17 protein-coding genes are annotated in these 21,674 nt (G+C 72.8%); 3 read left to right on the forward strand and 14 right to left on the reverse strand.

Features of this window, described 5'->3' with window-relative positions:
• The first annotated feature begins 53 nt into the window (after positions 1–53).
• Together ACIGXM_RS29265 and ACIGXM_RS29270 are read left to right on the forward strand one after the other, a co-directional pair.
• Positions 54–2,288 (forward strand): DEAD/DEAH box helicase, encoded by a 2,235-nt coding sequence (locus ACIGXM_RS29265; protein WP_396566056.1) that lies wholly within the window; start codon positions 54–56, stop codon positions 2,286–2,288.
• A 521-nt stretch (positions 2,289–2,809) separates the two neighbouring features.
• Complete coding sequence (locus ACIGXM_RS29270) at positions 2,810–3,472, forward strand: hypothetical protein (RefSeq protein ID WP_396566058.1); 663 nt, start codon at positions 2,810–2,812, stop codon at positions 3,470–3,472.
• Between the two features lie 200 nt (positions 3,473–3,672).
• Here ACIGXM_RS29270 and ACIGXM_RS29275 read toward each other — a convergent pair whose 3' ends face one another.
• The 13 genes from ACIGXM_RS29275 to nrdR all read right to left on the reverse strand — a co-directional run bounded on the left by ACIGXM_RS29275 (position 3,673) and on the right by nrdR (position 18,125).
• Positions 3,673–4,065, reverse strand: coding sequence for a hypothetical protein (locus ACIGXM_RS29275; RefSeq protein ID WP_396566060.1), 393 nt, complete (start codon positions 4,063–4,065; stop codon positions 3,673–3,675).
• A gap of 413 nt (positions 4,066–4,478) precedes the next feature.
• Positions 4,479–5,171 carry a ribonuclease HII gene (locus ACIGXM_RS29280; RefSeq protein ID WP_396566062.1) on the reverse strand — a complete coding sequence of 231 codons (693 nt, stop codon included), beginning with the start codon at positions 5,169–5,171 and terminating at the stop codon, positions 4,479–4,481.
• 78 nt (positions 5,172–5,249) lie between these two features.
• A complete protein-coding gene (locus ACIGXM_RS29285) occupies positions 5,250–6,191 on the reverse strand; it encodes a carbohydrate ABC transporter permease (protein WP_396566064.1) in 942 nt (313 codons plus the stop codon).
• Positions 6,188–7,195 carry a carbohydrate ABC transporter permease gene (locus ACIGXM_RS29290; RefSeq protein WP_396566066.1) on the reverse strand — a complete coding sequence of 336 codons (1,008 nt, stop codon included), beginning with the start codon at positions 7,193–7,195 and terminating at the stop codon, positions 6,188–6,190. Before ACIGXM_RS29290 ends, ACIGXM_RS29285 begins: the two co-directional genes overlap by 4 nt.
• 49 nt (positions 7,196–7,244) lie before the next feature.
• Positions 7,245–8,615, reverse strand: coding sequence for an ABC transporter substrate-binding protein (locus tag ACIGXM_RS29295; RefSeq protein ID WP_396566068.1), 1,371 nt, complete (start codon positions 8,613–8,615; stop codon positions 7,245–7,247).
• Between the two features lie 168 nt (positions 8,616–8,783).
• Positions 8,784–10,004, reverse strand: a complete 1,221-nt coding sequence (locus ACIGXM_RS29300) for a cytochrome P450 (RefSeq protein ID WP_396566070.1) — start codon at positions 10,002–10,004, stop codon at positions 8,784–8,786.
• Positions 10,005–10,014: 10 nt separating this feature from the next.
• Entirely contained in the window at positions 10,015–11,277 is a 1,263-nt protein-coding gene (locus tag ACIGXM_RS29305; RefSeq protein WP_396566072.1) for a cytochrome P450, read from the reverse strand.
• Positions 11,274–11,942, reverse strand: coding sequence for a GTP-binding protein (locus tag ACIGXM_RS29310; protein WP_396566074.1), 669 nt, complete (start codon positions 11,940–11,942; stop codon positions 11,274–11,276). Before ACIGXM_RS29310 ends, ACIGXM_RS29305 begins: the two co-directional genes overlap by 4 nt.
• Positions 11,923–12,288, reverse strand: coding sequence for a DUF742 domain-containing protein (locus ACIGXM_RS29315; RefSeq protein ID WP_396566076.1), 366 nt, complete (start codon positions 12,286–12,288; stop codon positions 11,923–11,925). Before ACIGXM_RS29315 ends, ACIGXM_RS29310 begins: the two co-directional genes overlap by 20 nt.
• A complete protein-coding gene (locus ACIGXM_RS29320; protein WP_396566078.1) occupies positions 12,285–12,722 on the reverse strand; it encodes a roadblock/LC7 domain-containing protein in 438 nt (145 codons plus the stop codon). Before ACIGXM_RS29320 ends, ACIGXM_RS29315 begins: the two co-directional genes overlap by 4 nt.
• The gene (locus ACIGXM_RS29325; RefSeq protein ID WP_396566080.1) at positions 12,722–14,359 is read right to left on the reverse strand and encodes a sensor histidine kinase; all 1,638 of its coding nucleotides are present in this window, start codon (positions 14,357–14,359) and stop codon (positions 12,722–12,724) included. The genes ACIGXM_RS29320 and ACIGXM_RS29325 overlap by 1 nt, the downstream gene beginning before the upstream one ends.
• A 193-nt stretch (positions 14,360–14,552) precedes the next feature.
• On the reverse strand, positions 14,553–17,426 hold the full coding sequence (locus tag ACIGXM_RS29330) for a vitamin B12-dependent ribonucleotide reductase (RefSeq protein WP_396566082.1): 2,874 nt from the start codon (positions 17,424–17,426) through the stop codon (positions 14,553–14,555).
• 198 nt (positions 17,427–17,624) lie between these two features.
• A complete protein-coding gene (gene nrdR / locus ACIGXM_RS29335; RefSeq protein WP_396566084.1) occupies positions 17,625–18,125 on the reverse strand; it encodes a transcriptional regulator NrdR in 501 nt (166 codons plus the stop codon).
• Positions 18,126–18,575: 450 nt separating this feature from the next.
• Between nrdR and lexA the strand changes: the two genes are divergently transcribed.
• The gene (gene lexA / locus ACIGXM_RS29340; protein WP_396566086.1) at positions 18,576–19,499 is read left to right on the forward strand and encodes a transcriptional repressor LexA; all 924 of its coding nucleotides are present in this window, start codon (positions 18,576–18,578) and stop codon (positions 19,497–19,499) included.
• Between the two features lie 63 nt (positions 19,500–19,562).
• Here lexA and ACIGXM_RS29345 read toward each other — a convergent pair whose 3' ends face one another.
• Positions 19,563–21,662 carry an ATP-dependent DNA helicase gene (locus tag ACIGXM_RS29345; RefSeq protein ID WP_396566088.1) on the reverse strand — a complete coding sequence of 700 codons (2,100 nt, stop codon included), beginning with the start codon at positions 21,660–21,662 and terminating at the stop codon, positions 19,563–19,565.
• Between the last annotated feature and the right edge of the window lie 12 nt (positions 21,663–21,674).

Below are 21,674 nucleotides of genomic sequence, written 5' to 3' on the forward strand. Positions count from 1 at the left end.
GTTCGTCCACAGCCGGACGGGCGGTTGGCCCGGTGTCGGCCGCACGCGGTTACATGGACCCCATGGACCAGCCCGTGCCACCCGTCACCCCGCCCGCCCCCGCGTCGACCGGTTCCGCGCCGATCGACTCCGCGACGGCCGACCGCGCCGCGGTTCGCGCCCGCGCCGAGGCGGTGCTGCGCGAGCTCGCCGGGCCCGCCGCCGTGCTGCGCGAGGACCAGTGGCTGGCGATCGAGGCACTGGTGGTCGATCGCCGCCGGGCCTTGGTCGTGCAGCGCACCGGGTGGGGCAAGTCCGCGGTCTACTTCATCGCCACCGCGTTGCTGCGGGCCGGCGGCGCCGGGCCGACCGTGATCGTGTCGCCGCTGCTCGCCCTGATGCGCAACCAGGTCGACTCGGCGGCGCGGGCCGGGATCCACGCCCGCACGATCAACTCGGCCAACCCCGAGGAGTGGGACCAGATCCAGGCCGAGGTGGCGGCCGGCTCGGTGGACATCCTGCTGGTCAGCCCCGAGCGGCTGAACAACCCCGACTTCCGGGACAACGTCCTGCCCAAACTGGCCGCTTCCACCGGCCTGTTGGTGGTCGACGAGGCGCACTGCATCTCCGACTGGGGTCACGACTTCCGCCCCGACTACCGCCGACTACGCACGATGCTCGCCGAACTCTCACCCGGTGTACCGGTGTTGGCGACCACTGCGACGGCCAACGCCCGGGTGACCGAGGACGTCGCCGAGCAGTTGGGCACCACCGGCACCGACGGCCGGGCCCTGGTGCTGCGCGGACCGCTCGACCGGGAGAGCCTCAGCCTGTCGGTGCTCGCGCTGCCGGACCCGGCGCACCGGCTCGGCTGGCTCGCCGACCACCTGGCCGAGCTCCCGGGCTCGGGGATCATCTACACGCTCACCGTGGCCGCCGCCGACGAGGTCACGGACTTCCTGCGCGGGCGTGGCTTCCCGGTCGCCTCGTACTCCGGCCGGACCGAGGACGCCGAGCGCCGCAGCGCCGAGGCGGACCTGCTGGCCAACCGGGTCAAGGCACTGGTGGCGACCTCGGCGCTGGGGATGGGTTTCGACAAGCCCGACCTCGGGTTCGTGGTGCACCTGGGCTCGCCGGGTTCGCCGATCGCCTACTACCAGCAGGTCGGCCGAGCCGGCCGCGGGGTGGACCGGGCCGAGGTGCTGCTGCTGCCCGGGCGCGAGGACGAGGCGATCTGGCGTTACTTCGCCTCGCTCGGCTTCCCGCCCGAGGAGCAGGTCCGGCGCACTCTCGACGCGCTTGCCGAGGCCGGCCGCCCGCTCTCCACCGCCGCGTTGGAAGCCCGGGTGGACCTGCGCCGGGCCCGGTTGGAGACCATGCTCAAGGTGCTGGACGTGGACGGCGCCGTCCACCGGGTGCGCGGCGGCTGGCTGGCCACCGGGGAGAGCTGGGTCTACGACGGGGAGCGGTACGCCAAGGTGGCCCGGGCCCGCGCGGCCGAGCAGCAGGCGATGCGCGAGTACGCGAGCACCGACCGCTGCCGGATGGAGTTCCTGCGCCGCCAGCTGGACGACGAGCAGGCGGCGCCCTGCGGGCGCTGCGACGTCTGCGCGGGTCCACGGCACCCGGCGAGCGTCTCCACCGAGGCCCTCGACGCGGCCCGGGCGGCGCTCGGCCGCCCCGGAGTGGCCTTCGAGCCGCGGCGGCTCTGGCCGACCGGTATGGAGGCCCTCGGCGTCCCGCTCAAGGGCCGGATCCCGGCCGACGAGCAGGCCGAGCCCGGCCGGGCGCTCGGGCGGCTGTCCGACATCGGCTGGGGCGGACGGCTGCGCACCCTGTTGGCCGACGGCGCACCGGACACCGCCGTGCCGTCCGACCTGCTGGACGCGCTGGTCACGGTGCTGGCGGACTGGGCACGCGGCCCCGGCGGCTGGGCCGGGAGCGATCCGCAGACCGCTCGGCCGGTCGGCGTGGTGACCATGGCCTCGGCGTCCCGACCCGAGCTGGTGGGGAGTCTGGGCGCGCGGATCGCGGCGATCGGGCGGTTGCCGCTGCTCGGCCGGATCGAGTACGCGGAGGGACGGCCTCCGTACGGCGCCCGGAGCAACAGCGCGCAGCGGCTGCACTCGCTGGCGGGCTCGCTGGTGCTGCCGCCCGAGCTGACGGCGGCGCTGGCGACGGCGCCGGGGCCGGTGCTGCTGGTGGACGATCTGGTCGACAGCGGCTGGACGGTGACGGTGGCCGCCCGGCTGCTCCGCCGGGCCGGGGCCGCGGGGGTGCTGCCGCTGGTCCTGGCGGTGCAGGGGTGACGGGGAAGGAGCGCGGGCGGGGCCCGGGCCGACACGCGGAGCCGGTTGAGGCGGCCGGGCTCGGTCCGCACGGGTGCGGGTCAAGTGGCAGCCGGGGTGTGGGAGTACGCGCGGGGCGATAGTGGCGGGCACGGGCCACCGATCGGGGCGCGGGCACGGACGGTCCCGCCCGGTACCGGCCCGCCGGGCCGGGGTGAGCCGGCCGCGCGGGCGGCGAAAGGGCGCCGTGGACGGGCGGCGCGAGGCGACGAGCCGTCACCGCGTCGGCGGCGGAGCCGGGCCTGGAGTTTCCAGGAGGGTGCCGAGTGCCGGGTGGGACGCAGCGCGTTCGGGCCCGGCTTGCGCCATCCGGGGAATATATCCGGCAGATACGAGGCTTTCGGGCGGAATTCGTCATTTCATCGTTGCCGGTCGGCCCCGAATGCCGTGAGAATTGCGACGTACCCAAGCCTCGGTCCGCCGGACCCGGGCTCGGCGTACCCACGCGCCCGCGCGGTCAGCAGCCCGGCGAGAGGAGGACCATGGTCCACGGTATCGACCGGGGACGGCTCTCCACCGCCGCCAAGCGGACCATCGATCTGGAAGGCTGGTCCAGCTCCGGGGTACCGCTGCTCCGCGACCCGCGCGCCCTCGTCACCGAGTTGCACCAGCTCCACCTGCCCCAGCCGGGAACCGGCGTGATCGCCGTGCTGGACCTCGACCACCGGGTGGTGGCCTCGGCCTCGGTCGCGCCCCGGCCACAGGCCGTCGACGGCTGGCAGTACCGCAACGACCTGCTGGCCCTGTTGCGCCGGGTGATCCCGCACGACCTGCGGCTGGTGGTACCGCGACGGACCGCGGTGCTCCTCTGCTGCCGCGACGGCGCCGACGGCTGGACCGAGCCGGACGGCCCCCGGATGTGGGCACTGCGCGACGCCACCGCGCTGCACGGCCTGCGCTGCGGGGCCTACGTCACGCTGACGCCGAGCGGCTGGCAGGTGCTGGGCGAGGGTCGGCACGGCCGCACCCCGCACGCGGGCTCCTGGGCCAAACGCCCGGTGCGCACGGTCTCCGAACTGCCGCCGCGGATCGCGGCGGGGCAGCCGCCCGGACTCGCCAGGTCGGGTCCGGCCTGGCCGTCCCGGCCGGTGCGAGGTCAGCTCCCGGCCTCGGGGGCCGCGCCGTACCGGCACGTCGCCCGCTGACCTGTCAGGCCGACGGGCGGACGAGCGGACCGGCGGATAGGCAGGGCGGCGGGCTGGCGCCCGCGAAGCGCGGCCTCCGGCGAGGCCCCAACCGACGGGCTTCGGAACGGGTTTCAGCGGCCCGACGAGGTGTCAGTCGAAGCCCCGCCCGTCCGACCGTCGGACGGGCGGGGCTTCGGGGAACACACGGGATTTCGGCGTCAGGCCGGTACGGCCTGCCCACCGGCGATCGGCGTGCCGGCCAGCTCCTCGGTCGCCCCGCAGACCACCAGCAGCGACACCGCGTGGGTGAGCGCCTGCTCGACCGTCCGCACGGCACGGCCCGCCGCGGCGGGCCCGAGCACGAGCACGACCACCTCCCGGCGGACCGGGCGCACGGTCGCGAGGTCCGCGTAGAACACGTCACCCCCCTCGGCGAGCTGCGCCCAGTAGCGCTCCTCGCCGAAGGAGAGTTCGTGCTGCTGCCACGGGTGCGGCGCACCGGTGGTCAGCACCAGGACGTCGCCGGGGTTGCGCCCCGCCTCCAGCAGCAGGTCCACCGCCTCGTCGGCGCGCTCCAGCGCGGCCTCCGGAGTGACCGGGACCAGCTGCACCGCCGGGCCGACCACCCGCCGCGGCCCGGGCTTGGGAATCTGGCCCGCTCGCGGCCCCGGGCGGGGCGGGCCGGGACGCGGGGCCGCCGGCCGCGGCGCGGCGGGACGCGGTCCCGGGACGACGGCTCCCGGCGCACCGGGACGGGCCGACGCCGGCGCGGCGGAGTGGGCGGGGCTGACAGGGGACGCGCTGCCGGCGGCAGGCGTACTGAGGGCTTGTGCGTCCGACTCGCGGGGGAAGGGAACGCCGGGGCCCGGGAGGCTCTCGTGAATCTCCGGCTCCTCGGGGAAGACAGGCATACCCGGATATCTATCAAATGCCGGTCGAATGCGCACGGGCGCCCCACCCGTTGGGCACCGCACCACCATCGGGATTCGAAGAATTCATGTCGGCGACTACTGTTGAGGGTTACTCAGAAACCCAACGTGAGCTGCTCGCCCTGATCGACCTCCACGGGCACCACCCGGGAGCGCTTGAGATGGCGCCACCGCGGCAGCGCGTCGAGGTACGCCCAGGACAACCGGTGGTGCTCGGTCGGCCCGAACTCCTCCAACGCGGCACGGTGCACCGGCGACGGGTAGCCGGCGTTGTCGTCGAACCCGAACGCGGGGTGTTCCGGTGCCAGCGCGGCCATCAGCCCGTCCCGGTGCACCTTGGCGAGCACCGAGGCCGCGGCGACGCAGACGCAGCTCTGGTCGCCCTTGATCACCGTGCGGACCTGCCAGGAGCCGCCGAGGTAGTCGTGCTTCCCGTCGAGGATCACCGCGTCCGGGCGGACCGGCAGCCCCGCCAGGGCCCGCTCGGCGGCCAGCCGCAGCGCCGCCGTCATGCCCAGCTCGTCGCACTCCTCGGGCGAGGCCTGGCCGAGCGCGTACGCGGTCACCCAGTCCGCCAGCAGCGGCGCGAGCTGCTCCCGGCGCCGCACGGTCAGCAGCTTGGAGTCGGTCAGCCCCTCGGGCGGCCGGCGCAGCCCGGTCACCGCCGCCCCGACCGTCACCGGCCCGGCCCAGGCGCCGCGCCCCACCTCGTCCAGCCCGGCGACCAGGGTGGCCCCCGCCCGGCGCAGCGAGCGCTCCACGCTGTGGGTCGGCGGGGTGTACGGCATGGCGGGCGATCCGTTCGGCAGGTGTCTCGGGTACGGCTCCAGCCTAGTGACCCGGGCGGCCCGGGCGTACCGGCCGGTTCAGCCCTTGACCGACCCCGCGAGCAGCCCGCGCACGAAGTACCGCTGCAGGCCGAAGAAGACGATCAACGGAATGATGATCGACAGGAACGCCCCGGCGGTCAGCAGCTCCCAGTGGTCGCCGAAGGAGCCGGAGAGCTGGGCCAGCCGGACCGTGAGCGGCGCGACCTCCGGGGTGCCGCCGGCGAAGGTCAGCGCCACCAGCAGGTCGTTCCAGACCCAGAGGAACTGGAAGATCGCGAAGGAGGCCAGCGCGGGGGCGCAGAGCGGCAGCACGATCGACCGGAAGATCTTGAAGTGCGAGGCGCCGTCCACGATCGCCGCCTCCATCAGGTCCCGGGGCAACTGGGAGATGAAGTTGTGCAGCAGGAAGACCGCCAGCGGCAGCGCGAACATGGTGTGCGCCAGCCAGACCGGCGCGTAGGTCCCGCTCAGGTCGAAGGAGGGCAGGATCGTGACCGAGCCGAGGTGGGCGCCTCCGGAGAACAGTTGGAGCAGCGGGATCAGCGCCATCTGCAGCGGCACCACCTGCAGCGCGAAGATCAGGAAGAAGAGCGTGTCGCTGCCCCGGAACCGGACCCAGGCCAGCGCGTACGCGGCCATCGCCGCCAGTACCAGCGGGAAGACGGTGGCCGGCACACTGATCGCGAGCGAGTTGACCAGGTACGGCATCAGTCCGCCGCTGACCCCGAAGCCGCCTTCGAACAGCACCGTGTGGTAGTTGGAGAGGATCAGGTCCGGGTGGCTGAAGACGGTCCACCAGCCGCTGTTCGCGACGTCCTGCTGCGGCCGCAGCGAGGTGGCCAGCAGGCCGAGGGTGGGGATCGTCCAGAGCACGGTCACCACGATGACGAAGAGCGAGCCGAGCGGTCCGCTGAAGGAACGCCGGACCGCCTTGACGGTGGGCGACGGACGTGACCCGAGCGCTGGCTGACTGGTCATCTGGTGGCCCGCTCCCTGCGCAACTGGACGATGTTGTAGGCGACCAGCGGAAGCACCGCGAGGAAGAGGATCACCGCGAGCGCGCTGCCCCGGCCGACGTTGAACTCCACGAAGGACTGCGAGTACATCTCGTTGGCCAGCACCTGGGTGCCGAAGTTCCCCCCGGTCATGGTGCGGACGATGTCGAAGGCCTTCAGCGTGACGATCATGACGGTGGTCAGCACCACCACCAGCGTGGTGCGGATCATCGGCACCGTGACGTACCAGAACAGCCGCAGCCCCCGGGCGCCGTCCAGCCGGGCCGCCTCGGTCACCTCGTCCGGGATCGCCTTGATCGCCGCGGAGAGCACCACCATGGCGAACCCGGTCTGCACCCAGACCATCACCACCATCAGCAGGAAGTCGTTCAGCGGGTGCGAGAGGATCCAGTTCGGTGGGTTCTTCCAGCCCAGCCAGACCGCCAGTTGGCTGAGCAGGCCGACCTGCGGCTGGCCGGTGTCCCGGGTCTCGTAGACGAACTTCCAGATGATGCTGGCGCCGACCAGCGAGACCGCCATCGGCATGAAGATCAGCGACTTGTAGAGCGACTGCCATCGCATCCGCTCGACCAGCAGGGCCAGCACCAGGCCCAGCGCGGTGGCCGCCAGCGGGGCGACCACCAGCCACAGCAGGGTGTTGAGCAGCACCTGGTGGATGGTGTCGGTGGTCAGCGCCCAACCGTAGTTGCGACCGCCGACGAAGTGGCTGCTGTCGTCGTTGAAGAGGCTCAGATAGACCGTGCGGACCAGCGGCGCCACCAGCCCGACCACGAGCAGCAGCAGCGCCGGGCCGAGGAACACCACGATGGCCAGCGGGCGTCCGAACCGTCCGGTGGCCCGGCCGGCGGCGAAGAAGACCACCAGCAGGATGCCCAGGAAGCCGGCGATGGCGCCGGCACTGTTGCCCAGCTTGATCGCGGCGTCGTTCCAGGCGGAGGCGACGAGCTGGGATCCGGTGACCGGCATGCGGCGGCTGTCCTTCCTACGGCGGGCGCGCGGGGAACGGGGACCGGACCTACTGCGGCCAGGACGCGTCGATGTCCTTGGCCACCTGCTTGATCGACTCCCCCTGCGCGAACCAGGCGGTGAGCGACTTCCACTCCTGCCCGGAGCCGACGGCGGCGGGCATCATGTCCGAGGCGTCGAAGCGGAAGGTGGCCTTCGGATCGGTCAGGGCCGCCGCCGACAGCTGGTCGATCGGGTCGGTGTAGAGGCTCTTGTCGACGCCCTGGTTGGCCGAGACCCAGCCCGGCGCGACCCTCACCCGACTGTCCGCCCAGTCCGCGGTGGACAGGTAGTCCTGCACCGCCTGCACCTCGGGCCGGCTGGAGAACGCCGTGACGAACTCGCCACCGCCCTCGACCGGGTCGGGGATCGCGGGGTTCACCGCGGGCAGGTGGAAGGCGTACACGTCGCCGTTCGGGCCGACCGTGGTGCCCTTGGGCCACTGCGCCTCGTAGAACGAAGCCTGTTGCAGCATCCAGCACTTGCCGGTGAGGATCGGCGCGCCGGCGTCCTGGAAGGTGGTGGTGGCGATCGACCTGACGTCGCCGATGCCGCCGTTGACCCAGGCCGGGTTCTGCATCCAGCCGGCCACCGTCTGCATCGCCGAGATGATCTTCGGGTCGCTGAACTTCACCTGGTGACCGACCCACTGGTCGTAGACGTCACCGCCGTAACTGCCGAGGACGACCTCCTCCAGCCAGTCGGTGGCCGGCCAGCCGGTGGCGGTGCCCGAGCCGATCCCGCCGCACCACGGCTTGCTGCCGTCGGCCGCACCGGCCTTGGCGATCCTGTCGCTCAGCGCCATCAGGTCGGACCAGGTCGTCGGCACCTGGTAGCCCGCCTGCGCGAAGGCCTTGGGCGAGTACCAGACCAGTGACTTCATGTTGGCGCTCATCGGCGCCGCGTAGAAGACGCCGTCGACCGAGCCGTAGGCCTTCCAGGCCGGGCTCCAACTGTCCTCGTTCCGCACGGTCTGGGCCGGCGGTTTGACGACCTTCCCGGTCTTGACCATCTGGGCCAGCAGTCCGGGCTGCGGGATGATCGCGAGGTCGGGCGCGTTGCCGCCGGAGACCCGCACCGGGAGCTGTGACTCGAAGTCGTTGGAGCCCTCGTAGGAGATGGTGATGCCCGTACAAGAACTGAACTCGGCCCAGGACTTCTCCAGCGAGTCCGACTCGGGGCTGAGGATCGAGGCGAACATCGTCACCTTGGTGCCCGCGTGCCCGGCGTAGGGCTGGTACTTGGCGCAGCTCCCGGTGAGCGTCGGCACCCCGCTCGCGCTGCCACCACCGCCGCCGGAGCTGTTGGAGCAGCCGGCGGCGAGCACGAGGCCCAGCAGCGCGGGGACCACCAGCAGTCGATTACGTAACCTGGCACTCATCCTGACGGTCAAGGCGCTCTCCTGCGGCCTGGGGCGAACGGCGGGGCGTCGCGCTGTACCGGAGATCGTGGACAGGAAGTCGGGCAGGGCGTCTGGATTGAAGACGTTAACCCACCGGCCATCCGGCGCCAAGAGAACGGTCCGCGGATTCTGCCCGGGCCCGGGCCGTCAGCGCAGCCGGACCGGCAGTTCCCGCAGGCTGTTGACCACCACCGAGGCGCTGGAACGCAGTTCGGCGTCCGGCACCGCGAGGGCCAGCCGCGGGAACCGCTCGAACAGCGCGGGCAACGCCACCTGGGCCTCCAACCGGGCCAGCGGAGCGCCCGGGCAGACGTGCGGACCGTGTCCGAACGAGAGGTGCCGGCTCGGCTCGCGGGTGACGTCGAACAACTCGGCCGTGTCGCCGTGCCGCAGCGGATCCCGGCCGATCGCGTGGTACGAGATCAGCACCGGATCGCCGGCCGGCACCACCACCGCGCCCACCTCGATCGGCTCACTGGCGAACCGGAAGAGGAAGTTGGTGGTGGGCGGCGTCCAGCGGAGCGACTCCTCGACCACCGCGGACCACGGCACCTCCCCGGCCCGGACCAGCGCCAGCTGGTCGGGGTGGCCGAGCAGCGCCCGCACCGCGTTGCTGATCAGGTTGACCGTGGTCTCGTGCCCGGCCGCGATCATCACCCGAAGGGTGGCCGCGGCCTCCTGGTCGGTCAGCTCGCTCCCCGCCACGTCGGCGGCGAGCAGCGCGCTGGTCAGGTCGTCGCCCGGCCGCTCCCGGCGTTGCCGGACCAGGTCACCGACGAAGGCGTTCAGGGCGGCGATGGTGGCCTGGATCCCGGCCGGGTCGGGGACGCTGCCGAAGAACCGCTCGTAGAGCTCCCGCAGGTAGCCGTGGTCGGCCTCGTCCACCCCGAGCAGCGAGCCGATCACCGTCATCGGCAGCGGGAAGGCGAAGGCGGTCTTCAGGTCCACCTCCGGCTCCCCCGCGGCCAGCGCGTCGAGCAGGCCGGCGGTGACCGCCTCGACCCGGGGGCGCAGCAGCTCCACCCGACGCGGTGTGAAGGCCTGCGCGACCAGGGCACGCAACCGCCGGTGCTCCTCCCCGTCAGTGGTGACCATGCTCGGTCCGGGCACCGCGAGCCCGATCAGCGGCCAGTCGCTCGGCACCTCCCCGCGCTGGTAGGCGGCCCAGTGCCGGGCGTCCTTGACCAACCGGTGGTCCGTCAGCAGTTCGCGGGCAGCGCCGTGTCGGGTGACCGCCCAGGCGGGCACGCCGCCCGGGAGCAGCACCGCGGCCACCGGGCCGGCGGCCCGGAGCAGGGCGCCCTCGGCCGCGACGTCGCGGGCGAGCGGGTCGAGGCGCAACGGTTCGGGGGTGGGCGGTGTGCTCATCCGACAGCTCCTAGGAGTACGCGGCGGGACCGACCAGATGGCCGGGCGTGAAGGAGACCGGCAACGCCACCAGCGCCCGCACCCAGGGCGAGGGCCGCCAGACCAGGGCGTGCTCGGCGACCGCCAGCCGCAGGTCGGGCAGCCGGTCCAGGAGCACCTCGATCGCGGTGCCGGCGATCACCTCGGCCGCCTCCTGGGCCGGGAACGGGCAGCGGTGCTCCCCGTGCGAGAAGCTCAGGTACGCGCGGTTGCCCTCGGCCGGCGCGCCGCCCGCCGGCCGGACCGCCGGGTCCGTGTTGGCGGCGGCGAATCCGAGCAGCAGCAGGTCGCCCTCGGCGATCTGCCGGTCGCCGAGCAGGGTGTCCCGGACGGCCCAGCGGCCGGCGAAGTTCTGGGTCGGGGTGTCCTCCCAGAGCGCCTCGCCGAGCGCCTGGGCGATGCTGCGCCGGCCGCCGGAGAGCGAGGCCGCGAAGCGGTCGTCGGTGAGCATCAGCCGCAGCGTGTTGCCGATCCAGTTGGCGGTCGGCTGGTGGCAGGCGATCAGCACCACCCGCAGGTCGCGCATGACCTCCTCGTCGGTCAGTCCGGCCGGGTGGACCAGCAGCCGGGAGGTGAGGTCGGCGCCCGCGCGCTGCCGCTTGGCCTCGACCAGCTCCGACATCACGGTCAGCAGCCGCTGCGCGCCGCGCTGCGCGGTGGGCCCGCCGTCCAGCATCTCCAGCATCCCGCTGATCAGCAGCGGGGTCTGGTCGTCGTCCAGGCCGAGCATCCAGCAGAGCACCAGCAGTGGCAGCCGTTGTGCGTACTCGGCGACCAGGTCGGCCTCGCCGCGGCCGGCGAACTCGTCGATCAGCCGGTCCGCCAGTTCCTCGCAGCGGGTCCGCAGCTCGTACGGGTCGACCGCGGCCAGCGCGTCGGTGACCGCGGCCGACCGCCGCCGGTGCTCGGCGCCCTCGGCGTAGAGGATCGACGGCACCGGTGCCATCATCGGCCGCAGCGGCCAATCCTCGGGGACGGTCGGCCAGGCGTTCCAGCGGCTGGAGTCGCGGCCGAACAGCTGGGGCTGGCTGGTCACCAGCTGCAGCTCGCGGTAGCCGAGGACCAGCCAGGCCGGCACGCCGCCGGGCAGCTCGACCGGCGCCACCGGGCCGTGCTCGGCGCGCAGTTCGCGGTAGAGCTGGGCGGGATCGGTCTGGAACCGCGGGCCGTACAGCGCGGCCGCCTCGCGGTGGGCCGGGCAGGACGGCGGCGGGGTGGGCGCCGGGTCGGTCACGAGACGTACTCCTGTTCTCCCCGGGCCCGGACGGCAGGGCCGGAGGGGGCGGCGGGGAGGCGGCCGGCGCCGGCCGCCTCGGCCCGGTCGTGCAGGTGGCGGACCAGGGTGATCAGCACCCGCTTGCTGGACTCCCGGTCGCGCGCGTCGCAGTCCACCAGCGGGACCTCCGGCGCCAGGTCCAGCGCCGCGCGGACCTCCTCCAGGCTGTGCCGCGGCGGCTCGAAGTTGTTGCGGGCGACCACGAACGGCGTGCCGTGCTGCTCCAGCCGGTCGATCGCGTACCAGGACTCGTCCAGCCGCCGGGTGTCCAGCAGCACCACCGCGCCGAGCGCGCCGGTGAAGAGCCGGTCCCAGAGGAACCAGAAGCGTTCCTGCCCGGGCGCGCCGAACAGGTAGAGCACGCTCCGCTCGGAGAGCGTGATCCGGCCGAAGTCGAAGGCCACCGTGGTCGAGTGCTTCTCGCGGACCGCGGACGGATCGTCCACCCCGATGCCGGCCCGGGTCATCACCTCCTCGGTGTTCAGCGGGCGGATCTCGCTGACCGAACCCACCAGGGTGGTCTTGCCGGCGCCGAACCCGCCGACCACGACGATCTTCAGCGCGTCGTCGGCGGTGCTCCGCAGCGGCGTGCGGGCGCCGCGGTCAGAGCTGCTGGAGTCCATGGAGCACCTGCTTCAGCGTGTCGAGGTCGGGCAACTGGGCCGTGGCGGGGAGGAACCGCGGGTGGCGGGCGCTGATCCGCCCCGCCTCCAGCAGATCGCCCAGCAGGATCCTGACGATGCTGATCGGCAACGCCAGCTCGGCCGCCAGCTCCACCACCGCGGTCGGCCGCTCGCACAGGCGCAGGATCCGGGCGTGCTCGGACTGCATGCCGGGCAGCGGCTCGCTCTCCGCGACGATCAGGGTCACCACGTCGAACGGGTGCTCCGGAGGCCGGCTGCGGCCACCGGTCAGCGTGTAGAGCCGGTCCGGACCGTCGTCCGGACCGGGGTGCCGGGGGCTCGTCATGCCGTCGCGGGGGCGTCCGCGGGAGCGGGGGCGTCGGTCCCGCGCGGCGGGGCGCTGAGGAAGGTGCCGATCTGCTCGACCAGCCCGTGCATGTTGTGGCCGACCACGCCGACGTCGGCGGACTCCTCGGTGACCACCGCCAGGTGGGCGCCGGCACCCGCCTCCACTATGCACAGGATCCCGCCGTGGAACTCGGTCATCGACTGCCGGACCCCGCCGCTGCCGTCGCCGAACTCGATCGAGGCTCCGTGCGAGAGGCTCTGGATGCCCGAGGCGATGGCGGCCAGCTGGTCGGCCTGATCGACGCTCAGCCCGGCGCTGTGGCAGAGCTTGAGGCCGTCGGCGGAGAGCACCAGGGCGTGCCGGGCGCCCGGCGTGTTCGCCACCAGGTTCTCCAGCAACCAGTCGAGGTCGCGGTCGGTGGTGCTGCTCATCAGGCGTCGTCCTTCGGGAAATCGGCGGTCGGAGCGGGACGGGGCGGGGTCGGAGTGGGCTGGGCGGGACGGGACTGGTCGGGCTGCGGCCCCCGGACGGCCTGCCGGAAGGCGCCGAACCGGGTGGCCGTCTCGGACAGCCGGGGCCGCGGGTCCGACATCACGGCGGCGGCGTGCGCGGCGGCCGCCAGGGTCTGGCCGCGGCGGCGCTGGGGCAGGCCACCGTCGGAGCGCACCGGCGCGGGCGCGGCGGGCAGCGCGGCCGGCGACGTGCCGGGCAGCGCGGGCGACGGTGCGGCGGTCAGCGCGGCCGGCGGGGTGGCGGGCAGCGCGGCGGTGCGGGAGGGCTCGGGCGGCGCGGGGGCGGGCCGGGTGACCAGCTGCACCGGAACGAGCATCACCACACCGGTGCCGCCGCGCGCGGAGGGCCGGAACGAGATCGACAGGCCGTGCTTGCGGGCCAGCGCGCCGACCACCGCGAAACCCAGCCGGGTGCCGGCGGAGAGCGTGGTCAGGTCCAACGGCTCGCCGGAGACGGCCTGTTCGGCCCGGCGCTGCCACATCTCGGAGAGCCCGAGGCCGCTGTCCTCGACGGTGATCGCCAGCCCGGCGTTCAACTCCTCGACGTAGACGTGCACCTCGGCCGGCGGGGCGGAGAAGTTGGCGGCGTTGTCCAGGAGTTCGGCCAGCGCGTGCATCACGCCCTCGGCCGCGTAGCCGGCCACCGCGGCCGTCGAGGCGGAGTGCAGCCGGATCCGCTGGTAGGCGCCGATCCGACCGAGCGCGCCGCGCAGCACGCTCTCCACCGGGATCGGCCGGCCCCACCGGCGTCCGCTGCGGGCGCCGGTGAGCACCGCGATGCTGTCGGCCAGCCGGCCCGCCTGGGCGGTGCTGTGGTCCAGCCGGAGCAGGTCGCCGAGCACCTCCTCGCCGTGCTGGTGCTGCATCTCGCGCAGCTCCGCGTGCATGCTGGTGGCCAGCGCCTGCACCCGGCCGGCCGCGGTCGCGCAGACCGCCAGTGCGGCGGCGCGCTGCCGCTCGCCGTGCGCGACCTCCCGGGCCAGCAGCTCCAGCAGGTCCTCGTGCGCGGTCTGCCGGTGGTCCACCAGCACGGTCTCCACCGAGGCGCCGGCCCGCAGCCGGCCAACCACCTCGGGGATGGTCTCCCGGGCCAGCCGGGCGAGTTCGGCCCGCTCGTCGTCGGCCGCGGCCCGGGCGGCGGCGGCCTCCGAACGGGCCTCGACGGTGTCCGCGCGGGCGGCCAGCAGCTCGACCCGGGCCGCCTCGGCGTCGGTGCGCGCGGTGTTGGCCCGGGCCCGGGAGTTCCGCGCCTCGGTCAGCGCGGCGGTGGTGTCCGCCTCGGCTCGCCGCACCGCGGCCCGTTCGCTCTCGACCTGGGCCCGGCTGCGGTCCAGTTCGACGGTGAGCCGGTGGATCCGCGCCCGCTGGGCGACCGCGACGGCGGCGGGCAGGCAGCAGGCCAGCGCCGCCAGTGCGGCCCAGGCCCCCACCGCTCCCCGGTCGGCGGACGGGGCGGCCGCGGCCGCGGCGCAGGCGGCGCCGGCCGCGACGACGACGGCCGCCAGGACGACGGGCAGCGTCGCCGGTCTGCCGAACAGACGGGAGCGAGCGGTCATCGGCTGGTCCTCTGGTGCGGGGCGGCCAGGTCAGGGCGGGCGACAGCGCACCGGCCTCCCGCTGCCGGGAGATGATGAACAGTTCACGCGGTCAACTGATCATATCGAGCCAGATCCACCGCTCAAGCGGCGAGTTGACGCCCGGGCACGCCGAAGGGCGCCGACCGTCGGTCGGCGCCCTTCGAACGGTGCGTCAGCTGCAGCCGCTGGTGGAACCGCAGCCCTCGCAGAGGTAGCAGCTGCCCGCGCGGCGCATCTTGGTGCCGCAGGAGAAGCAGAGCGGGGCGTCGGCGTTCAGGCCGAGCTGGATCTCCAGCAGCTCGGTCGAGCTGTGCGGCTGGGCCACCACCGGCTTGGGCGCCGCCGTGCGGGTCGGCTCGACGGTCCGCGGCGCGGACTGCGCCAGGCCCTCGACGTCCACGTCCTCGGCATCCAGCGGCTCGTAGGAGCCGGTCTCCAGGTGCCGCTGGCGCTCCTCGACGGAGTGGATGCCCAGTGCGGAGCGGGTCTCGAAGGGCAGGAAGTCCAGCGCCAGGCGGCGGAAGATGTAGTCGACGATCGACTGGGCCATCCGCACGTCCGGGTCGTCGGTCAGGCCGGCCGGCTCGAAGCGCATGTTGGTGAACTTCGCCACGTAGGTCTCCAGCGGCACGCCGTACTGCATGCCGACCGAGACCGCGATGGAGAAGGCGTCCATCATGCCCGCGAGGGTCGAGCCCTGCTTGGACATCTTCAGGAAGACCTCGCCCAGGCCGTCGTCCGGGTAGGAGTTGGCGGTCATGTAGCCCTCGGCGCCGCCCACCGTGAAGGAGGTGGTGATGCCCGGGCGGCCCTTCGGCAGGCGCTTGCGGACCGGGCGGTACTCGACGACCTTCTCGACCGCCTTCTCCGCGGCCGGCTCGACCGTGGTGCCGGCCGCCGGGGTCTTGGTCTTGGCCGAGAGCGGCTGGCCGACCTTGCAGTTGTCGCGGTAGATGGCCAGCGCCTTGACGCCGAGCTTCCACGCCTCGAAGTAGATCTCCTCGACCTCCTCGACGCTGGCGGCCTCCGGCATGTTCACCGTCTTGGAGATCGCGCCGGAGATCCAGGGCTGGATCGCCGACATCATCCGCACGTGGCCCATCGGGGAGATGGAGCGCTCGCCCATCGCGCAGTCGAAGACCTCGTAGTGCTCGGGCCGCAGGCCCGGGGCGTCGATCACGTTGCCGTGCTCGGCGATGTGGGCGACGATCGCCTCGACCGACTCGCCGTGGTAGCCCAGGCGCTTGAGGGCGCGCGGCACGGTGTTGTTGACGATCTGCATCGAGCCGCCGCCGACCAGCTTCTTGAACTTGACCAGCGCCAGGTCCGGCTCGACCCCGGTGGTGTCGCAGTCCATCATCAGGCCGATGGTCCCGGTCGGGGCGAGCACCGAGGCCTGGGCGTTGCGGAAGCCGTTCTGCGCGCCGAGCCGGAGCACGTCCTGCCAGGTCTCGGTGGCGGCGGCCCAGACCGGGGCGTCCAGGTCGTCCAACGGGACGGCGGCGGCGTTGGCGTCCGCGTGCTGCTTCATGACCCGCTGGTGCGGGGCGGCGTTGCGGGCGTAGCCGTCGTACGGGCCGACCACGCCGGCCAGCTCGGCGCCGCGGCGGTAGGCGGTGCCGGTCATCAGCGAGGTGATCGCGCCGGCCAGGGCGCGGCCGCCGTCGGAGTCGTAGGCGTGGCCGGTGGCCATCAGCAGCGCGCCGAGGTTGGCGTAACCGATGCCCAGCTGGCGGTAGGCGCGGGTGGTCTCGCCGATCTTCTCGGTCGGGAAGTCGGCGAAGCAGATCGAGATGTCCATCGCGGTGATGACCAGCTCGACCACCTTGGCGAAGGTGACCGCGTCGAAGGAGTCGTCGTCGCGGAGGAACTTCATCAGGTTCAGCGAGGCCAGGTTGCAGCTGGAGTTGTCCAGGTGCATGTACTCGGAGCAGGGGTTGGACGCGTTGATCCGACCCGACTCCGGGCAGGTGTGCCAGTGGTTGATCGTGGAGTCGTACTGGATGCCCGGGTCGGCGCAGGCCCAGGCGGCCTCGGCCATCTTGCGGAACAGCTTCTTCGCGTCGACGGTCTCGATGACCTCGCCGGTCATCCGGGCGCGCAGGCCGAACTCGGTGCCGTTCTCGACCGCCGTCATGAACTCGTCCGAGACCCGGACCGAGTTGTTGGCGTTCTGGTACTGGACGGAGGTGATGTCGTCCCCGCCGAGGTCCATGTCGAAGCCCGCGTCGCGCAGCGCGCGGATCTTCTCCTCCTCCTTCACCTTGGTCTCGATGAAGGCCTCGACGTCCGGGTGGTCCACGTCCAGGACGACCATCTTGGCCGCCCGGCGGGTGGCGCCGCCGGACTTGATGGTGCCGGCCGAGGCGTCGGCGCCGCGCATGAAGGAGACCGGGCCGGAGGCGTTGCCGCCGGAGGAGAGCAGCTCCTTGCTGGAACGGATCCGCGAGAGGTTCAGGCCGGCGCCCGAGCCGCCCTTGAAGATCATGCCCTCTTCCTTGTACCAGTCGAGGATCGACTCCATGGAGTCGTCGACGGACAGGATGAAGCACGCGCTGACCTGCTGCGGCTGGCTGGTGCCGACGTTGAACCAGACCGGGGAGTTGAAGCTGAACACCTGGTGGAGGAGGGCGTGGGTCAGCTCGTGCTCGAAGACCTCGGCGTCGGCGGGCGAGGCGAAGTAGCCGTTCTTCTCGCCGGCGGCGCGGTAGGTGAGCACCACGCGGTCGATGATCTGCTTGAGGCTCCACTCGCGCTGCGGGGTGCCCACCGCGCCGCGGAAGTACTTGCTGGTGACGATGTTCACCGCGTTCACCGACCAGAAGTCGGGGAACTCGACGCCGCGCTGCTCGAAGTTGATCGAGCCGTCCCGCCAGTTGGTCATGACGACGTCGCGCCGCTCCCAGCTGACCTCGTCGTAGGGATGGACGCCAGGAGTGGTGTAGATGCGCTCGATCCGCAGGCCGCCCTTGGGAGCCTTGCCGGCCCCCTTCGCCGCCTTCTCGGACTTCGACCCGCGTGCGGAACCGCTCGTCGTGTCTGTCACTGCTTCTCCTCCTCCTGGGCAAACGCCCTGAGTGCCCCGTTTCGTTCCGGCGGGCCGGGCCGTCCGGGGCACTGCTGCTCTTCGCTTCTCCTGAAGTGCGGGCAGGCCGGGGACGCCGGCCGGTTCGCACGGGTTTGTCATGGTTTATGCGCCGTTTTCGGGCACGCGTCGACCTGGGCGGCCGGGAGTGCTGCCGCCCTAGGGGGCCGCGACGGCGACCGGGGCGGCGTCGTCGCCCGCCCCGGCGGAGGCCTGCTCGGCACCGCGCAGTTCGGCGATGGCGGCCTCGAAGTCCGCCAGCCCGTCGTACGCCTGGTAGACCGACGCGAACCGGAGGTAGGCGACGACGTCCAGGTCCCTGAGCGGGCCGAGTATGGCCAGGCCCACGTCATGGGTGGAGAGTTCCGCGCTGCCGCTGGCCCGCACGCACTCCTCGACCCGCTGCCCGAGCTGGGCCAGCGCGTCCTCGGTGACCGGCCGGCCCTGGCAGGCCTTGCGGACTCCGGAGATCACCTTCTCCCGACTGAACGGCTCAGTCACCCCGCTGCGCTTGATCACCATCAGCGCGGCGGTCTCCACCGTGCTGAAGCGGCGACCGCAGTCGGGACACTGGCGGCGGCGCCGGATCGAGCTGCCGTCGTCGGTGGTGCGACTGTCGACCACACGGCTGTCGGAGTGCCGGCAGAAGGGGCAGTGCACGCGACGACTCCCTTCCTGGCGGGGGTTCTGACGGATATCAGACGGGTTCAGACGGGTTCTGGCAGGTTCCGACGAGGCCGAACGGCGCCGGGAAAGGCGGGTCGACCTCGGGGGCGGCACCAAGTCTAGGCGACGACACTCATGATCGAATCCCGGGGGACCACAACCTGTGGGCCGCGGGCACCTATGTAACCACTAGATCTAGGCCCCTGTCGCGGCAAGACACGCCCACGTTCAGCTACTGGGCGTAGCCTCGGCGACGCGATGGGAAATCCGTCCCGGACCACCTCTAGAATGAGGTCCATCGAACATTTGACCGACATACACCCAAAGTCTTGATCGAGTCAGCCGACTCCTCGATAATTCACTCGAACGTGTGTTTGGCGCAACCTTTCGATAGGTGCTGCCGTTGGGCTGGACAAGGGAGACCGCCCGTCGAGAGGGGCCGCCGTGACCACGGTAAAGACCACCAGCAGCACGACCACCATCGTCCAGAACAGCGCCGCCGACACCCACACCATCCCGGTGCAGGACCGCTCCCCGCAGCTCGCCGGGCGGCCCGCGTTGGACCAGCAGAGCATGGACCAGAGCATGGATCGCAGCGACAGCCACCGCCCCACCGCCGCGCCGGGCTACCTCCCGGACCAGCCGGTCGAGCACGCCTCCGTCCAGGACGTCCCGCTCGGTCTGCCGAACGGTCAGACCCGCGCGTTGCCCGGCCGCCCGCCCGGCATCCGCACCGACGAGGCTGGCCTGACCGAGCGCCAGCGCCGGGTCATCGAGGTGATCCGGGACTCCGTCCAGCGCCGCGGCTATCCGCCGAGCATGCGGGAGATCGGCCAGGCGGTCGGGCTCTCCTCCACCTCATCGGTGGCCCACCAGCTGATGGCCCTGGAGCGCAAGGGCTTCCTGCGCCGCGACCCGCACCGGCCGCGCGCCTACGAGGTGCGCGGGGTCGAGGTCAGCCGGCCGAACACCGCCGAGGCGGCGGGCCGGCCGTCCACCTCGTACGTCCCGCTGGTCGGCCGGATCGCCGCCGGCGGGCCGATCCTGGCGGAGCAGACGGTCGAGGACGTCTTCCCGCTGCCGCGTCAGCTGGTCGGCGAGGGCGAGCTGTTCGCGCTCACCGTGCACGGCGACTCGATGATCGAGATGGCGATCTGCGACGGCGACTGGGTCACCGTGCGCCGCCAGCCGGTCGCCGAGAACGGCGACGTGGTCGCGGCGATGATCGACGGCGAGGCCACCGTCAAGCAGCTGCGGCGCGAGGACGGCCGGATCTGGCTGATGCCGCACAACCCCGCGTACGAACCGATCCCCGGCGACAACGCGACCATCCTGGGCAAGGTCGTCGCGGTCATGCGCCGGCTCTGAGCACGGGCCGCCGCGTCCCCCGATGCCCCTGGCACCGGGGGACGCCCCGTGTCCGGGCGGGCCTCAGCCGCGCTTGGCCACCGGCCGTGGCGGCGGCGCGCTCTGCGCGATCGCGGCCAGCGAGCGGCGCACCTGGTTGCGATCTGTGGTGTACCAGAAGTCCGGCATCGAGGAGCGGAAGAAGCCGCCGTAGCGCTTGGTCGCCAGTCGGGAGTCGAGCACCGCGACCACGCCCCGGTCGTCCGCGGCCCGCACCAGCCGGCCCGCGCCCTGCGCCATCAGCAGCGCCGCGTGGGTGGCCGCCACCGCCATGAACCCGTTGCCGCCGGCCTCCTCGACCGCCTTCTGCCGGGCACTCATCAGCGGATCGTCCGGACGTGGGAACGGGATCCGGTCCATCACCACCAACTGGCACGCCGAGCCCGGCACATCGACGCCCTGCCAGAGCGAGAGGGTGCCGAACAGGCAGGTCTCCGGGTCGCTCGCGAAGGCCCGGATCAGCTCGCCCAGGGTGTCCTCGCCCTGCAGCAGGATCGGGAAGTCCAGCTGCTCGCGCAGCTGTTCGGCGGCCTTCTGGGCGGCCCGCATCGAGGAGAACAGGCCCAGCGTACGACCGCCGGCCGCGCTGATCAGATCGGCCAGCTCGTCCAGCATCTGCGGCCGGTCCGGCTCACGGCCCGGCTCCGGCAGGTGCTTGGCGACGTAGAGGATGCCCTGCTTCGGGTAGGAGAACGGCGATCCGACGTCCAGCCCGCGCCAGTACGGCGGGGCGTGCTCGCCCTCCGCGCGGGCCGGCTCGGCGTCCGAACGGACGTCCGGCAGCCGGCCCTCGACCGGCAGGCCCACCGAGGCGGCCACCCCGTTGAAGTCGCCGCCCAGCTTGAGGGTGGCCGAGGTGAGCACGACCGAGCGCTCCTTGTAGAGGTTCTCCCGGAGCAGCCCGGAGACGCTCATCGGGGCCACCCGCAGCGAGGCCGTACCCGGCCCGTACCGGTCGTTGCGCTCGATCCAGACCACGTCGTACGCCGAGTCGGCGAGCAGCCGGTCGGCCGTCTCGTGCAGCGTCTCGGCCGAGGCCATCGCCTGCTTGCGCACCGCGTCCTCGTCGGAGAGGCCCTTGTCCCGGGTCTCCCCCAGCGAGGTGATCACCTGACGGCAGGCGTCCCGGATCGCGGCGACCGCGTAGCCCAGGTACTCGGGCAGCTCCTCGACCCGGCCGGGCTGGGCGGTCTCCATCAGGCCGTGGTAGCTCTCGGCGGCGGCCTGCAGCGCGTCCACCGCCTTCTCGTTGGCCAGCCGGGCGGCCCGCTTCACGGCCCGGTTGACCGCGCCCACGGTCAGCTCGGCGGTGGCGGCACCGGTCACCCGGTTCACCAGCTCGTGCGCCTCGTCGATGATCAGCAGCTCGTGCTCGGGCAGCACCGGGGCGCCCTCGATCGCGTCGATCGCCAGCAGCGCGTGGTTGGTGACCACCACGTCGGCCAGCTTGGCCCGCTCCCGCGCCTTCTCGGCGAAGCACTCCTGGCCGTAGGCGCACCGGGTGGCGCCCAGGCACTCCTTGGAGGTGACCGAGAGCTGGGCCCAGGCCTTGTCGGAGACGCCCGGGGTGAGGTCGTCCCGGTCGCCGGTCTCGGTCTCGTCCGCCCAGTCGCGCAGCCGCAGCACGTCCTGGCCGAGCTTGCTGCTCGGGCCGCCGAGCGCCTCGGCCGGGTCGAACAGGCCCTCGCCCTCCTCGCTAGGGGTGCCCTCGTTGGCCCGGTGCAGGCAGAGGTAGTTGGAGCGGCCCTTGAGCATCGCGAACAGCGGGCGGCGCCGCAGCGCGGGGTGCAGGGCCTCCACCGTGCGCGGCAAGTCCCGCTCCACCAGCTGGCGTTGCAGCGCCAGGGTGGCGGTGGCAACCACCACCCGGTCGCCGTGCGCGAGGGCCGGCACCAGGTAGGCCAGCGACTTGCCGGTACCGGTGCCGGCCTGCACCAGCAGGTGTTCGGCGCTCTCGACGGCCTCGGCGACTGCCTCGGCCATCCGGACCTGGCCGGCGCGCTCCACGCCGCCGACCGCGGTGACCGCGGCGTGCAGCAGCTCGGGGATGCGGCCGGCGGGTGCCTCGGCTGCCTCGGCGGGGGAATCGTCGGGCAGCAGCTGGGGTGTGGAGTCGTTCGTCATGACGGTCCCAGC

The sequence above is a fragment of the Kitasatospora sp. NPDC052896 genome (assembly GCF_044547075.1).
In the GTDB taxonomy this organism is placed as follows: Bacteria; Actinomycetota; Actinomycetes; order Streptomycetales; family Streptomycetaceae; genus Kitasatospora.

Excerpts from the sequence above, each read along its gene's own strand:
- ACIGXM_RS29325 (WP_396566080.1), bottom strand. The coding sequence starts at position 14,359 with ATGACCGCTCGCTCCCGTCTGTTCGGCAGACCGGCGACGCTGCCCGTC.
- ACIGXM_RS29310 (WP_396566074.1), bottom strand. The coding sequence starts at position 11,942 with ATGGACTCCAGCAGCTCTGACCGCGGCGCCCGCACGCCGCTGCGGAGC.
- ACIGXM_RS29315 (WP_396566076.1), bottom strand. The coding sequence starts at position 12,288 with ATGACGAGCCCCCGGCACCCCGGTCCGGACGACGGTCCGGACCGGCTC.
- ACIGXM_RS29280 (WP_396566062.1), bottom strand. The coding sequence starts at position 5,171 with ATGCCGTACACCCCGCCGACCCACAGCGTGGAGCGCTCGCTGCGCCGG.
- ACIGXM_RS29265 (WP_396566056.1), top strand. The coding sequence starts at position 54 with ATGGACCCCATGGACCAGCCCGTGCCACCCGTCACCCCGCCCGCCCCC.
- ACIGXM_RS29300 (WP_396566070.1), bottom strand. The coding sequence starts at position 10,004 with ATGAGCACACCGCCCACCCCCGAACCGTTGCGCCTCGACCCGCTCGCC.
- ACIGXM_RS29295 (WP_396566068.1), bottom strand. The coding sequence starts at position 8,615 with ATGAGTGCCAGGTTACGTAATCGACTGCTGGTGGTCCCCGCGCTGCTG.
- ACIGXM_RS29270 (WP_396566058.1), top strand. The coding sequence starts at position 2,810 with ATGGTCCACGGTATCGACCGGGGACGGCTCTCCACCGCCGCCAAGCGG.
- ACIGXM_RS29320 (WP_396566078.1), bottom strand. The coding sequence starts at position 12,722 with ATGAGCAGCACCACCGACCGCGACCTCGACTGGTTGCTGGAGAACCTG.
- ACIGXM_RS29285 (WP_396566064.1), bottom strand. The coding sequence starts at position 6,191 with ATGACCAGTCAGCCAGCGCTCGGGTCACGTCCGTCGCCCACCGTCAAG.
- ACIGXM_RS29290 (WP_396566066.1), bottom strand. The coding sequence starts at position 7,195 with ATGCCGGTCACCGGATCCCAGCTCGTCGCCTCCGCCTGGAACGACGCC.
- ACIGXM_RS29345 (WP_396566088.1), bottom strand. The coding sequence starts at position 21,662 with ATGACGAACGACTCCACACCCCAGCTGCTGCCCGACGATTCCCCCGCC.